The 13166-nt window shown below is 67.5% G+C and carries 12 protein-coding genes and 1 pseudogene; 6 read left to right on the forward strand and 7 right to left on the reverse strand.

From position 1 onward, the window contains the following. Positions 1 to 102 precede the first annotated feature (102 nt). From VGU03_RS10475 to VGU03_RS10495, 6 genes and pseudogenes are all read right to left on the reverse strand, one after another. Positions 103 to 993 (reverse strand): universal stress protein, encoded by an 891-nt coding sequence (locus VGU03_RS10475; protein WP_327480329.1) that lies wholly within the window; start codon positions 991 to 993, stop codon positions 103 to 105. Positions 994 to 1001: 8 nt separating this feature from the next. Further along, entirely contained in the window at positions 1002 to 1565 is a 564-nt protein-coding gene (locus tag VGU03_RS10480) for a GNAT family N-acetyltransferase (RefSeq protein WP_327480330.1), read from the reverse strand. Between the two features lie 81 nt (positions 1566 to 1646). Beyond that, positions 1647 to 1973 carry a hypothetical protein gene (locus VGU03_RS10485; protein WP_327480331.1) on the reverse strand — a complete coding sequence of 109 codons (327 nt, stop codon included), beginning with the start codon at positions 1971 to 1973 and terminating at the stop codon, positions 1647 to 1649. A gap of 13 nt (positions 1974 to 1986) precedes the next feature. Next, positions 1987 to 2115, reverse strand: a pseudogene (locus tag VGU03_RS15665) (cation-transporting P-type ATPase); the annotation flags it as partial. A 33-nt stretch (positions 2116 to 2148) separates the two neighbouring features. Next, positions 2149 to 2586, reverse strand: a complete 438-nt coding sequence (locus VGU03_RS10490; RefSeq protein WP_327480332.1) for a universal stress protein — start codon at positions 2584 to 2586, stop codon at positions 2149 to 2151. Positions 2587 to 2597: 11 nt separating this feature from the next. Next, a complete protein-coding gene (locus VGU03_RS10495) occupies positions 2598 to 3368 on the reverse strand; it encodes a glucose 1-dehydrogenase (RefSeq protein ID WP_327480333.1) in 771 nt (256 codons plus the stop codon). Positions 3369 to 3600: 232 nt separating this feature from the next. Here VGU03_RS10495 and VGU03_RS10500 point away from each other — a divergent pair, with 232 nt between their 5' ends. From VGU03_RS10500 to VGU03_RS10515, 4 genes are all read left to right on the forward strand, one after another. Next, positions 3601 to 4401, forward strand: coding sequence for a universal stress protein (locus tag VGU03_RS10500; protein ID WP_327480334.1), 801 nt, complete (start codon positions 3601 to 3603; stop codon positions 4399 to 4401). 50 nt (positions 4402 to 4451) lie between these two features. After that, positions 4452 to 6863 (forward strand): phosphoketolase family protein, encoded by a 2412-nt coding sequence (locus VGU03_RS10505; protein ID WP_327480335.1) that lies wholly within the window; start codon positions 4452 to 4454, stop codon positions 6861 to 6863. A gap of 5 nt (positions 6864 to 6868) precedes the next feature. Continuing rightward, a complete protein-coding gene (locus tag VGU03_RS10510; RefSeq protein WP_327480336.1) occupies positions 6869 to 8131 on the forward strand; it encodes an acetate/propionate family kinase in 1263 nt (420 codons plus the stop codon). Between the two features lie 114 nt (positions 8132 to 8245). Beyond that, on the forward strand, positions 8246 to 9850 hold the full coding sequence (locus tag VGU03_RS10515) for a methyl-accepting chemotaxis protein (protein ID WP_327480337.1): 1605 nt from the start codon (positions 8246 to 8248) through the stop codon (positions 9848 to 9850). Between the two features lie 79 nt (positions 9851 to 9929). On the opposite strand, the gene VGU03_RS10520 is transcribed toward VGU03_RS10515, so the two are convergent. Then, positions 9930 to 10559, reverse strand: a complete 630-nt coding sequence (locus VGU03_RS10520; RefSeq protein WP_327480338.1) for a CGNR zinc finger domain-containing protein — start codon at positions 10557 to 10559, stop codon at positions 9930 to 9932. Between the two features lie 78 nt (positions 10560 to 10637). Between VGU03_RS10520 and VGU03_RS10525 the strand changes: the two genes are divergently transcribed. Beyond that, positions 10638 to 11975: a glycoside hydrolase family 2 gene (locus VGU03_RS10525; protein ID WP_327480339.1), complete on the forward strand. Its 1338-nt coding sequence runs from the start codon at positions 10638 to 10640 to the stop codon at positions 11973 to 11975. Positions 11976 to 12203: 228 nt separating this feature from the next. Continuing rightward, complete coding sequence (locus VGU03_RS10530; RefSeq protein ID WP_327480340.1) at positions 12204 to 13166, forward strand: NAD(P)-dependent oxidoreductase; 963 nt, start codon at positions 12204 to 12206, stop codon at positions 13164 to 13166.

Below are 13166 nucleotides of genomic sequence, written 5' to 3' on the forward strand. Positions count from 1 at the left end.
GTGCGCTTCTCCCGCGGATGCTTGGCATGAGCCTCTCCTGCGGCGAGCGCGTCATGCTGGACTAGCGAGCCCACCCGCTGCATCGGCGGTCCCCGGCCGACATCAGTGCTGCAGGAAGGCGGGAATCTGCGCGTGCTGGAGCATGTGTCGCGTCGCCCCGCCGATCGCACGTTCGCGAAGGCGCGAGTGCCCGTACGCGCCCATGACGATGAGGTCCGCGCCGACCTGCTCGGCCTTCTTCAGCAAGGAGGCCCCCGCGGTGCGTGCGGGAATGCCTACGCACATCGGGTCCGCTTCCACGCCGTGCCGCGACATGTATACGAAGGGCTCGAAGTGAGGCAGATAGCACTCGCCCTCCGGGCTGTGCGGCCTTCCGCCATCGAGCAGGATGACCCGCCTGGCGTCCTGCAGGAAAGGCAGGGCGGCGTGGATGGCCCGCGTGGCTTCGGCGCTGCCGTCCCAGGCCACCAGCACGCGGGAGAACTGGGCGTCTCTATTCCAGCCAGGCGGCAGGATCAGGCTGGGCAACCGGCAGGACAGCAGCACTTCGCCGAGCAGTTCGGACAGGCTTTCGCCATCGACGACGTCGCGCTCCAAGACGGCCAGGCTGTGCCAGGCACCCAGCTCGCGAAGCACGCGCGCAAGGCCGGTATGCGCCACTACCCAGGAGGCGTGCGGCACGCCCTTGGACCGTGCGAAGGAGCGGAATTCGTCGCCTTCCCTGAAATCCTGCACAGGCGTATCCAGCAACAGCCCGAGCACGGAGGGCTCGCTCTCGGGGCCACGCAGCATCCGCAGCGATTCATCGACGAAGCAGCCAGTCAACAGGCTCTGCCAACGCGCAGCCAGCGTCACGGCCACCTGTACGGCCGGGTTCCAGGGTGACGTGCTGGTGGCGACGGCGACGATGTCGGAAGGCCGGTTGGCGGCGAGGGCCGACTCCCTGGCGACGACGCCCGGCTCCTGGGTGGGGGAATGGGAAACCACGTTCATGGCGCTCCTCACAGGGCCAGCGTATGGATGGCTTGCGTGGGATCGTTCGGGTCGAGCGAACGCTTGAACCCCAGATAGGCAGCCAACTCCTGCATGGGCTGGTTGTCCGCTGCATCGACCGAATACATCTGCCGGAAACCGTGCTTGCGGGCCATGTCGACGAGGTGGCGCATCAGCACCACGGCCAATCCGCGGTGCCGCCAATGCTCCGCCACGGTAACCGCGCATTCGCACTGCGCGCCGTCGTTCGATGCGCTGTAACGGCTCACGCCGACCTCGTGCAGGTGACCATCCTCGTGCGCCAGCGCCACGTACGCCATCCGCTGGTCGTAGTCGACATCCATCAACTGGTCGACCAGTTCGGGGCTCGCCTCGCGAAAGCTGCACAGGAACCGCAGGCGCTTGCTGTCCGGCGGCATCGCCCGCAGGAATTCCTCCTCGCGTGCCCGATCGTCGGGGCGCAGCGGCCGGATCAGCACCACCGTACCATCGCGCAGGTGGTCGATCCAATGCGTCCCCTCGAGCAGGGTCGGGGCGCGCAGCGGTGAAGCGTCGGTCGATAGGGTGGCCATGGAGGAACCTCGGCGCGTTGGGTTGTGGTACCCCTGTGACCGCATTGGGACATGGCATGCGCCGCTCTGGATTGATCCTCATCAACTCCGCGCGTGGTTGTGGTCCAGGCGGGCGGAACGCCGCAGCGACCACGCGCGGCGCAAGCCGAGGACCATGGCGGGTAGCAGGGCAAGCCAGCAGAGCAGCGCCAGCATCACCAGGGCGGTGGCGACCACGGTGGCCGGATCGGGGGTTGCCAGGGCGAGCAACCCCCGCACGGGCGATATGCCCAGCACCACCGCCAGGATCGCGGTCCGGCCGGCCACCATGGCCCGCCACCAGCGGTTGCCCTTCCCTGGCGCCGCCGTGGCATGGCGCTGGCGGTGGACGAGCACCAGCAGGACGATGTGTGCAGGCAGCAGCAACATCGCCGGCGGTCAGCAGGAGCGGGAACATCGGCTCCAGCAGCACCTTGAGCATGATGCGCACCAGCGGCTGGTGCTGGCTGCCGGGCAGCGCGTTCAAGCCCTCGCTGGCGAGCCGGCGACGCGCTTCGCCGCTGTCCAGCCCGGCCGTGAGGCTCCGACGGCGACGCGACCTGGTTCAATGGCAGACCAAAACCGGTAGCTCGCTGCGGACAAGTACCTTTTGCGTCTCGCTGCCCAGGAGCAGTCTGGTTAGACCGCGCCAGCCGTGCGAACCCATGACGATCAGGTCGCAGCCCTTTTCCCTCGCCATCCGCAGGATGACATCGCAAGGATGCTTGTCGATCAGATAGTCGCTGTCGCAGGAAATCCCCGCCTGCTGGCACCTGTCGCGCACTTCTCCCAGATAGCGTTCCGCCCAGCGCACCGATTCCTCGGTGTAACCGGTCTCGCTCTGGGGGATGATCTGGGTCATGTATGTCAAAGAGTGGAACGGCAGTATTACGTGCAGCCCATACACGCGCGCCGAGAGCGCCTTGGCCAGTTCGATCCCTGCGTCGACCGCGCGGTCGGACACCTCGGAACCGTCCGTCGGTAACAGGATGTGCTTGTACATGCGTGCCTCCTTCAGCGGCAGGTATAGCCGCCATCGATGACCAGTTCGCTGCCCGTGACGAACTTGGCCTCGTCGCTGGCGAGGTAGATCACGCCCCAGGCGATGTCGTCGGGCTCGCCCATGTGTCCCAGCGGATGTAGCGCGCCGACCTGCCGCCGCTGTTCGTCGAGGTCGCCGCCGTGGCCGGAAAGGAAGCCATGCACCATGGGCGTCCAGATGAAGCCCGGATGCACCGAGTTGACCCGGATCCCATCGCGCGCATACAGCAGCGCATCGGTCTTGCTCATCAGCCGCACGGCACCCTTGGAGGCGTGATAAGGCGGCACGTCGGCAGCGCCGACCAGGCCGTAGATCGAGGAGAGGTTGACGATGCTGCCGCCGCCCGCCCGGCGCATGTGGGGGATCGCGTGCTTCGTGCAGAAGAACACGCCCTTGACGTTGACCGCTTGCACGCTGTCCCACTCTTCCTCGGTCAGCTCGTGGGTAGGCTTGTCCGGGCCGGCAATGCCGGCGTTGTTGACGAGGACGTCCAGACGGCCGAAAAGGCTGGCGACTTCGTCGATGGCATGGGTCACCTCGATTTCCGAGGCGACGTCGGCATGTAAGTAGCGTGCCTGGTAGCCGAGCCCGACCAATTCTCCCGCCAGTTCACGGCCTGAATCGGCCATTCGATCGAGGATCGCCACCTTGGCGCCCTCAGCCGCCATGCGCCGCGAGCACGCGGCGCCTATGCCCACGGCACCGCCGGTCACGATGGCGACTTTGTCCTGGAGCCTGTTCATGGCGTTCTCCGCGCTGGTCGATCGGACGCGGTCAGCCTAGACGGCTGGCCGCCAGGCAACTTGACCCTGGTCAATCCCGCGGCTGCCCAAGCACCGGCCGAGCGCGATACCAACCGACCGACGGCCGATACGCGTCGCTCGTCATGCCGCAGATCCGCGGCCTGTGTTGATCCTGATCAAAGGGCGCCGCCGGTGACCGACCGAGGATGGACGCCTCGCCGGGAGAAGCGCCATGTACGAGATGATCATCAATGTCGGACAAATACGGGAGGACACCGCCACCGTCCAGCTCGGGCTCGCGGTTGCGCAACAGCAGCAGGCCTTCGTGGTGGGCATCCACATCATCCCGCAGATTCCCTCGGTAACGGCTATCCCCGATGCATTGGCGGTCCTGGAGGCCGAGGAGCAGACGGCGCGCGACTGCGGACCCTGGTGGAGCGAGCTTTGCCGGCGGTGGAAGGTGGAGGGCCGTTGGGAAGTCTTTCGCGGCCCGTACGTTCCCGTGCTGGCGGCGCGCTCGCGCATGGCCGACCTGCTCGTCTGCAACGCACCCGGCCGGCAGGACCTGCCGATCGGCTGGGACAACATCACCCGCACCCTCTTCGCCGGCGGCGCTCCGGTGCTGCTGGTGCCGGAGACGTACGAGGTGCGAAGCGCCCCCGAACGGGTGCTGGTGGCATGGAACGGGTCAGGAGAATCCACCGAAGCCATCCGTGCCGCCATGCCGCTGCTGCGCAAGGCAGCGGAAGTCGATCTGCTGGACGGGTGGCGCGAGGCCCTGCCGGGTTTCGGTCCGCCCACGCTCGCCCTGGACGAGTGGCTGGCGCGCCAGGGCGTGACGGTACGACAACACCGCCCATTCCACCCCGGAGAGGGCACCGGCGCGCATCTGCTGCGGGAAGCCGATGCCATGCAGGCGCAACTGCTGGTCATGGGCGCCTGGGGTCGCTCGCGGATCAGCGAACTGGTACTCGGCGGCACGACGCACCACGTGCTCTCGCACACGCATCTGCCCTTGCTGCTCGCGCACTGACAGCACGCTCCTGCCCACCCGGAGAGCCTCTTCCAAGCGGAGCCAGACCCATGTTTACCGACGTCCCAGCGCAAGTCCCCGAACCTGCCACGTCCACGCCGCTATCCGGCGATCTGCTCAGGCGCATGGACGCGTACTGGCGCGCGGCGAACTACCTGACCGTCGGCCAGATCTACCTGCAGGACAACCCGCTGCTGAAGGTCCCGCTCGAACGCAGCCACATCAAGCCGCGTCTGCTGGGTCACTGGGGCACGACCACCGGCCTCAACTTCATCTATGTGCACCTGAACCGGCTGATCAAGGCACACGACCTGGACATGATCTATGTGATCGGCCCAGGGCACGGCGGCCCGGGCCTGGTCGCGCAAGCCTATCTGGAGGGCACCTACACCGAGGTGTACCCCGCCATCGAGCGCGACGGAAACGGCATGCGCCGATTGTTCCGCCAGTTCTCCTGGCCTTACGGCGTACCCAGCCACGTTGCGCCGGAGACGCCCGGCTCGATCCACGAGGGGGGCGAGCTGGGCTATTCGCTGGCCCATGCCTATGGCGCGGCGTTCGACAACCCCGACCTGGTCGTCGCCTGCATCGTGGGCGACGGCGAGGCGGAGACCGGCGCGCTCGCCACCAGTTGGCACTCCAACAAGTTCCTGGACCCCGCGCGGGACGGAGCGGTGCTCCCGATCCTGCACCTCAACGGCTACAAGATCGCCAACCCCACGGTGCTCGCCAGGATCACCGTGGAGGAACTGGGCGACCTGTTCCGCGGCTACGGGTACGAGCCCCTGTTCGTCCAAGGAGACGATCCCGCGCGGGTGCATCGGCAGCTTGCCGCCACGCTGGACGCCGCGCTGGCGCGCATCCACGACATCCAGCGCACCGCCCGCCGCGCGGCGGATGGCCAGCCGCCCGCGCGGCCGCGCTGGCCCATGATCGTGTTCCGCACGCCCAAAGGCTGGACCGGCCCGAAAGTGGTCGACGGCCTGCCCGTGGAGGGCACCTGGCGCGCCCACCAGGTACCGCTCAAGGATTTCGACAACCCCGCTCACGTCAGGCTGCTCGAAGACTGGCTGATGAGTTACCGCCCGCACGAGCTGTTCGACGCGGACGGCCGGCTGCGTCCCGAGCTGGCCGAACTCGCACCCACCGGACACCGGCGCATGAGCGCCAACCCGCATGCCAACGGAGGCATGCTGCTGCAGCCGCTCACCCTGCCCCGCTTCCGCGACCATGCGGTCGAGCTGGCCGCACCCGGTAGTGCGGAGGTCGAGTCCACCCGCGTGCTCGGCCGTTACCTGCGCGAGGTCATGAGACTCAATGCCGGGGCAGGAAATTTCCGCCTGTTCGGCCCTGACGAGACGGCCTCGAACCGGCTGCAGGACGTGTTCGAGGTGACCTCCAAGGCATGGATGGCCGCCATCGAGCCGGTCGATGAACACCTGGCGCCGCAGGGCCGTGTGATGGAGGTGCTGAGCGAGCACCTCTGCCAGGGCTGGCTCGAGGGCTATCTGTTGACCGGCCGGCACGGACTGTTCTCGTGCTACGAGGCCTTCATCCACATCATCGACTCGATGTTCAACCAGCACGCGAAGTGGCTGAAGACGGCAAGGACCATCCCGTGGCGCGCGCCGATCGCTTCGCTCAACTACCTGCTGAGCTCCCACGTGTGGCGGCAGGACCACAATGGCTTCTCGCATCAGGACCCCGGCTTCCTCGACCACGTCGCCAACAAGAAAGCCGACGTGGTGCGCATCTACCTGCCGCCGGACGCCAACTGCCTGCTGTCGGTGGCCGACCACTGCCTGCGCAGCCGCAACTACGTCAATGTCATCGTCGCCGGCAAGCAGCCGGCCTGGCAGTGGCTGGACATCGATGCGGCCGCCCGGCATTGCGGTGCCGGTGCGGGAGTCTGGGAATGGGCGAGCACCGACCGGGGCCGCGAGCCCGATGTGGTGATGGCCTGCGCCGGCGACGTGCCGACGCTGGAAACGCTCGCCGCGGTGACGCTGCTGCGCGAGTACGCCCCGGATCTTCGCGTCCGCGTCGTCAACGTGGTCGACCTGATGGTGCTGCAGCCGCCCGGCGAGCATCCGCACGCGCTGAGCGATCCGGATTTCGACGAACTGTTTACCGGCAGCAAGCCGGTGATATTCGCGTTTCACGGTTACCCCGGACTGATCCACCGCCTGACCTACCGGCGCCACAACCACGACCACTTCCACGTGCGCGGCTACAAGGAAGAAGGCACCACGACCACGCCGTTCGACATGACGGTCATGAACAATCTCGACCGCTTCCAGCTTGCGCTGGACGCCATTCTCCGCGTGCCGCGCCTGCAGAAGCTGAGGTCCAATGCCACCGACCGCTACTGGACGGCGATGGAACGCCATCGCCTGTACATCAGCGAGCATGGCGAGGACATGCCGGAAGTGGCGCAGTGGCGCTGGACGGCAGGAGGGTAACGACGGTGGGTAGGTCGGGCTTGCATGTGCTGGCGATCAACAGCGGTTCCTCGTCGCTGAAGTTCGGCCTGTTCGGCGTCCGCGGCGGCAAGGTGACACCGTGCGCCACCGGCGAGGCGCAGGCGATCGGCAGCTCCGCCGGGCTGCTGCGCGTGCGCGACGGCCACGGTGGCGACGTGCTGCACGAAGAGACCGTACCGATCGCCGACGGCGTCCAGGCCTTTTCGCGCGTCGCCCGCCTGCTCGCCGGCATGGACGTGCCTCCTGCGGACGCCATCGGCCACCGGATCGTGCACGGCGGTGCGCAGCTGCGCGCGCATGCGCGCATCGATGCCACGGTGATGGCGCAACTGGAGGCCGCCAGCGCGTTCGCACCCTTGCACGTCCCGGCGGCGCTGACCGTGGTGCGCGCGGCGCAGGCGCGGTTCCCTGCCTTGCCGCAGGTAGCCTGCCTGGACACCGCCTTCCACGCTCACCTGCCGGAGGAGGCGCGCACCCTGCCGCTGGACCGTCCGCTACAGGCGGCAGGGGTACAACGCTACGGTTTCCATGGTCTGTCCTGCGCGTCGATTCTGGCGCAATGGCCGCAGGCGCCTGCCCGGCTGGTGATCGCCCACCTGGGCAGCGGCGCCAGTATCACGGCCGTGCGCGAGGGCCGGTCCGTCGATACCAGCATGGGCATGACGCCGAGCGGTGGCGTGATGATGGCCACCCGCAGTGGCGATCTCGATCCCGGGGTACTGGCCTGGCTCGCCCGCGAAAAGGGCATGGATGCAGTTGCCCTGGAGCGCCTGGTCGATCACCGCTCCGGCCTGCTCGGTGTGTCCGGCATCAGCGGCGACCTGCGCCAGCTACGCAAGGTCGAGCGCGCCGAGCCGTCCGCGCGGCTCGCGATCGCCATGTTCGCGCTCTCGGTGCGCAAGCAGATCGCGGCGATGGCCGCCGTGCTTCAAGGGATCGACGCGCTCGTTTTCACCGGAGGCATCGGCGAGCACGATGCGCAGGCGCGTGCCGAGATCTGCGCCGGGCTGGCATGGGCGGGCATCCGGCTGGACCCTGCCCGCAACCAGGGCGGCGGGCCGCGGATCGGCCTGGACGGCGCCGCCTGCGACGTGCGCGTGATGCCCTCGGAGGAGGAGCGGCAGATCTGCCGTTACGTCCACGATCTGCTCCGTGATGAGGAAGTTCGGCGAGAGGAAGACGCCGCATTGCCGCCACACCCTCCCGGCAGGCGCGAACCTCGCAGCCGGAGTGGGTCGCACCCGTAGGCAAGCCACCAAGCCATCGGCGATGGTCTCGACCGCCGCGCCGGATGAGCTCAAGCCGCCCTGTTACAGGCCGATAAAAAGCTAATCCTCCCCTCTAGCGCCGTCGCCACCGTCATGCTGTTTCGCCTGAATCGCTTTCGTATCGGTGTCCGCCTTGCAGCCCTCGGAACGCTCCTGCTCGTAGCCACCGCCATCGTCGGCGTCGGCGGTTGGGCAGGCCTGTCGAAGATGTATCGCGTCCAGGGAGAGGCCACCGAAACCGCCACCGCTTACGCGCAAGCCGCCGATACCGCGCGGGTGGCGCAAGTGGAGTTCAAGAAGCAGGTCCAGGAATGGAAAGACCTGTTGCTACGCGGGGCCGACCCGGCTGCCTACGCGAAATACCGCGGCGCTTTTCTCGAAGAGAGCGCACGGGTGCACCAGGATCTGCAAGGGCTGCGGGCCAGGTTGCATGCGCTGGGGTCGAACGTGGCCGGTGTCGACGAGGCGCTCGCCACGCACAGTGGGCTGCAGCAGAAGTACGTAGAGGCGCTCCAGCGATTCGACGCCAAGGATCCCCAGTCTGCACACGTCGTCGACAGTCTGGTCAAGGGCATCGATCGGGCCCCGACCGCCGCCATCGACGGCATCGTCGCCCAGGTACAGCGTGACCAGGCACAAGCCGCCAAGCGCATCAATGACGGCAGCCTTGCCGACTACCGGCTGGCGTGCTGGATGCTTCTTGCGATAACGGTGTTCGCGACGTTGACCGGCGCCTTCGTCACCGTCCTTCTCACGCGCAGCATCACTCGGCCGATCGGCCGCGCGCTGTCATTGGCCGAAGCCGTCGCGGCGGGCGATCTCTCTTCGACGATTGAAGTGGAGGGAGAGGACGAAACCGCGCAATTGCTGGCCGCCCTGGCCCGCATGAACCGTCAGTTGCACGACGTCGTTGCGCGGATCCGCAACGGTGCGGACGAAATCCGTTCCTCGACGGCGCAGATAGCCGCCGGAAACGCGGACCTTTCCGCGCGCACCAGCGAACAGGCAGCCGCCCTGGAGGAAACCGTTTCCTCGATGGAGGAGTTCACGCGCAACGTCCTGACCAACGCCGAAGGCGCGCGGGGCGCGCAGCAGCGTGCGCAGGTTTCGCTCGAAGCGGCAGGCGAAACCCGTGCTGCGATGGACCATGCCGTCAAGGCCATGGAACAGATCGGCGAGGTGTCGCGCCACATCAGCGAGATAACGGAAGTGCTCGATCGGCTAGCCACGCAGAGTCACATTCTTGCACTCAACGCGACGGTCGAGGCTGCCCGCGCCGGCGAGACCGGCAAGGGATTCAACGTCGTGGCGACCGAGGTACGCGCGCTGGCTGCCCAATCGAAGAACGCTGCCCGGGACATTCGCAGCCTGGTGGAACAATCGAGCTTGACGGTCAGGACCGGCGCCGACCGCATCGGCGGCGCCGGTTCCTCGCTTCGGCAGCTGGCCGACAGCGTGGAAGAGGTGTCCCGCGTCGTTGACGCGATCGCCCTGGTGAGCGCGGACCAGTCCGCCGACATCGACCAGGTCAATCACGCGATCCACAAGATCGACCAGGTGACGCAAAGCAACTCGGCGCTTGTAGAAGAAGCCGCCGCCGCAGCGGAGGCGGTCAGGAGCCGGGCCCAGGAACTGGCGCAAAGCGTGGCGTTCTTCCGCTTGGCCAGGAACGAGGAAGCGCTGCAGCAAGCAGCATGAGCTTGGTTCAAGGCTAGATGAGGATTGAGCGTTCTGCGGCTGCCCAGCCAGTCGACCTGAGTCGATAGGCAGCCGTTCCTCAACCCCGGCGATAGCGTTGCATCTTGTCCGCGGTGCCGCAGGTTTCCATGGCGCACCAGCGGCGGCGTTGATTCTTGCTGGTATCGAGGAACAGCCATCCGCAGGACGTGGCGTTGGCGCAGCGGCGCAGCCGCGACGCGGACGGGCCACTGAATAGGTCCAGTGCGTCGAGCGCGATACGCTTCAGCGGCAACCGCGCGTCGCGCGCATCGGCACGCCAATGCAGGCGTCCGTCCGCGCCGAGCGATCGCCCGGCCCAGGCCAGATGCAACCAGCCGTCGAGGCCGCGCACCGCCTCGTGCGGTGAGGGCAGATCGTCCACCCGCGCGGCAAGCAGCGCATGCAGGTGATCGCGCAGGTTCGCCACTTCGCGCATCAGCGCGGCACGCTTTTGCAGGGCTCGCGGCACCCGGACGCCCTCGTCGGGAAGCAGCGCTCCGGCACGCTCGCACCACGCCAGGAAGCGCTGCGGATCCCGCACGTAATCCTCGGTATCCGCCGCGTAGCGGTCGTGGATGGTGTTGACGAAATCCAGGCACAGCCGCCCGCCGTCCAGACGGACGGCCTCGATCGGCCGTGGAAGTACGAACACAGGTCGCATGGGTAAGGCTCGAATCTCCGGGATCACGGTCCGGCGGCTACTGTTTAAATTAATTTAGATGGTAGCCTGCTTGCCGACATCGAAAAGTCTGACACCAGGAATGGTATGACGCCCGAGTTGATGTTCCCGACCACGCCATCGACCGATGCCACACAGCGCAAGCTGATCGCCGGCATCGTCGTCGCCACGCTGGTGACCCTGGCCCTCGTGATCGCGGACCTGGCGAGCGGTGGCCGTCCCGACCCGCAGCCGTTGCGCGCCGCGGCCACCCTGCTCGATGGCTCCTGGCGATTCCACACGGGCGACGATCCTCGCTGGGCGAGCGCCGATGCGGACGATAGCGGTTGGGAAACGGTCGACCTGACGGCTCCGCCGGGCAGCCACGATGGCGATGTAGGCCTGCCCGACTACGTCGGCGGATGGATGGCGCACGGCCATCCCGGCTATCACGGCTACGCCTGGTATCGGCGCGCGGTGACGGTGCCGGCCGGACGAGCGACCTGGGACATCCTCGGCCCGACCTTGGTCGAGGACGGCTACGAATTGTATTGGAACGGCCAGCTGCTGGGCGGCTCGGGCAGGCTCGGCCCGGACCCGCGCCTGGTCGGCACGCGGCCGTTGCGATTCGCCCTTCCCGCCGATGCGGCAGGCACCCGCGGCGTGCTCGCCGTGCGCACGTACATGCTCCCCAGTTCCGGCGTCAGCCCCGACGGCGGCGGCATGCACACCGCGCCCATGCTGGCGCCGCGCCCGACGAGCGATGCGCTGCATAGCGTGCAATGGCAGCGGACCATCGCCGGATACATCGCCGATGCGGTCGAGCCGGCCGCGATGCTGGCGCTGGTCGGCCTGGCGCTCGGGTACGGGGCCCGCAGCCGCCGCAAGGGCTTTCTGGCGTTTGCCTGCATCGCGCTGGTGCTCACCGCAGCCAGGCGCCTAGACAATGCGATCGTCGCGTGGACCGATCTGCAGGACCTGGCCACCTATACCTGGCTGGCCTCGGTGATGTGGATACCGACGCAGGCGGCCTGGGTGCTGGCCTGGAACCGCTGGTGCCTGCCCGCGTGGCGGAGCATCGACGTGCTGGCTGTCGCGCTGGGCATCGCCGGGATCGCCGGCGCCCTGGCCCATGCGGCGACCTGGAGGAGCGTCTGTCGGCTCGGATCGATCGCGTTGTTCGTCCTGATCGGCGCGCGCATGATCCGCAACGGCCCGATGCGCGTCCTGGCGCTGGTCACGCTGGCCTCGATCATGGCCTCGCTGTTCGGCGGCGAATTGCTCGACACGCTCGGCGTACCGGGCATCTGGTTCCCGTTCGGCATCGGCGTGGCTCGGACCCAGTACGTCTATGCGGTCGCCGTCCCGCTGCTGGCCATTCTGATCGTACGGACCTTGCGGCCAAAGACACTGGCGAGCGTCGTCGTGGCAACGGCGGCGGAGTGACCGCTCGGGCAGCGTGCCACGCGAAGCTCGAGAGCGCGCCGTCCGATCGCGCACGACGCCGGCCCGGGGCTTGCTCGTGCAACACTGTCCGCGCGTGTTGCCAGAATCGAATGAGGCGAGCACTGGCGGGGCCGGATACGCGGCGAAGCCTCGGCCTCGCGTTTGCGCGGGTCATTCGATGGAGCAGCGCACAACCTTTTCCCCTTGCCGGAGAAACCTGTGTCTCGAGTGGTCGTGATCGGCGGAAGTGGGCACATCGGCGCCTACCTCATTCCGGCGCTGGTGGAGCAAGCACACGAGGTGTTCAACATCAGCCGCGGACTGGCCGGGAGATACCGGCCGCACTCCTCCTGGAAGTCGGTGAAGCAGGTCACCATCGACCGGACGGCCGCGGAAAGTTCGGGAGCGTTCGGCCCGGCCGTGGCCGACCTCCGGCCCGACGTCGTGATCGACCTCATTTCCTTCGATCTGCCGAGCACGCGCAGCCTGGTCGAGGCTCTGCGCGGAACCGTCGAGCACTTCCTGCATTGCGGAACGATCTGGGTCTACGGCCACAACGCGACCGTGCCGACCGACGAAACCGCCCCACCGAACCCCATCTGCGACTACGGCACCCAAAAGGCCGCCATCGAGGCGTGGTTGCTGAGCGAGTCGCGCCGCACGGGCTTTCCCGCCACGGTGTTCCGGCCTGGCCACATCGTGGGGCCGGGCTGGGTACCGATCGGCCCGTACGGCAACATCGACAAGAACGTGTTTTCCGCCATGGCCCGCGGCGACCGGATCACGCTGCCGAACTTCGGGCTGGAAACGCTGCACCACGTACACGCCGACGACGTCGCGCAATTCGTTCTACGGGCCATGGCCGACAGGTCGGCCTGCGTGGGCGAGACCTTCAACGTCGTCTCGGAGAAAGCGCTGAACCTGCGCGGCTACGCCGAGTCGATGTTCCGCTGGTTCGGCATGGAACCGGACATTCGCTATCAGCCGTTCGACCAGTGGAGGACCGCGCTCACCCCGTCAAAGGCACACGAAGCCTGGGAACACATCGCGCGAAGCTCGTGCATGTCCATGGAAAAGGCGCGCCGCCGCCTCGGTTACCAGCCTCGATACACGAGCCTGGCGGCCATACAGGAGTCGGTCTCGGCGCTGATCGCCGCCGGCGAGCTGCCCTGTCCGGATGCGTGGAAGTAG

The sequence above is a fragment of the Frateuria sp. genome (assembly GCF_035944355.1).
Taxonomy (GTDB): domain Bacteria; phylum Pseudomonadota; class Gammaproteobacteria; order Xanthomonadales; family Rhodanobacteraceae; genus Frateuria_A.

Excerpts from the sequence above, each read along its gene's own strand:
- VGU03_RS10500 (WP_327480334.1), top strand. The coding sequence starts at position 3,601 with ATGTACGAGATGATCATCAATGTCGGACAAATACGGGAGGACACCGCC.
- VGU03_RS10495 (WP_327480333.1), bottom strand. The coding sequence starts at position 3,368 with ATGAACAGGCTCCAGGACAAAGTCGCCATCGTGACCGGCGGTGCCGTG.
- VGU03_RS10480 (WP_327480330.1), bottom strand. The coding sequence starts at position 1,565 with ATGGCCACCCTATCGACCGACGCTTCACCGCTGCGCGCCCCGACCCTG.
- VGU03_RS10515 (WP_327480337.1), top strand. The coding sequence starts at position 8,246 with ATGCTGTTTCGCCTGAATCGCTTTCGTATCGGTGTCCGCCTTGCAGCC.
- VGU03_RS10485 (WP_327480331.1), bottom strand. The coding sequence starts at position 1,973 with ATGTTGCTGCTGCCTGCACACATCGTCCTGCTGGTGCTCGTCCACCGC.
- VGU03_RS10525 (WP_327480339.1), top strand. The coding sequence starts at position 10,638 with ATGACGCCCGAGTTGATGTTCCCGACCACGCCATCGACCGATGCCACA.
- VGU03_RS10490 (WP_327480332.1), bottom strand. The coding sequence starts at position 2,586 with ATGTACAAGCACATCCTGTTACCGACGGACGGTTCCGAGGTGTCCGAC.
- VGU03_RS10475 (WP_327480329.1), bottom strand. The coding sequence starts at position 993 with ATGAACGTGGTTTCCCATTCCCCCACCCAGGAGCCGGGCGTCGTCGCC.
- VGU03_RS10505 (WP_327480335.1), top strand. The coding sequence starts at position 4,452 with ATGTTTACCGACGTCCCAGCGCAAGTCCCCGAACCTGCCACGTCCACG.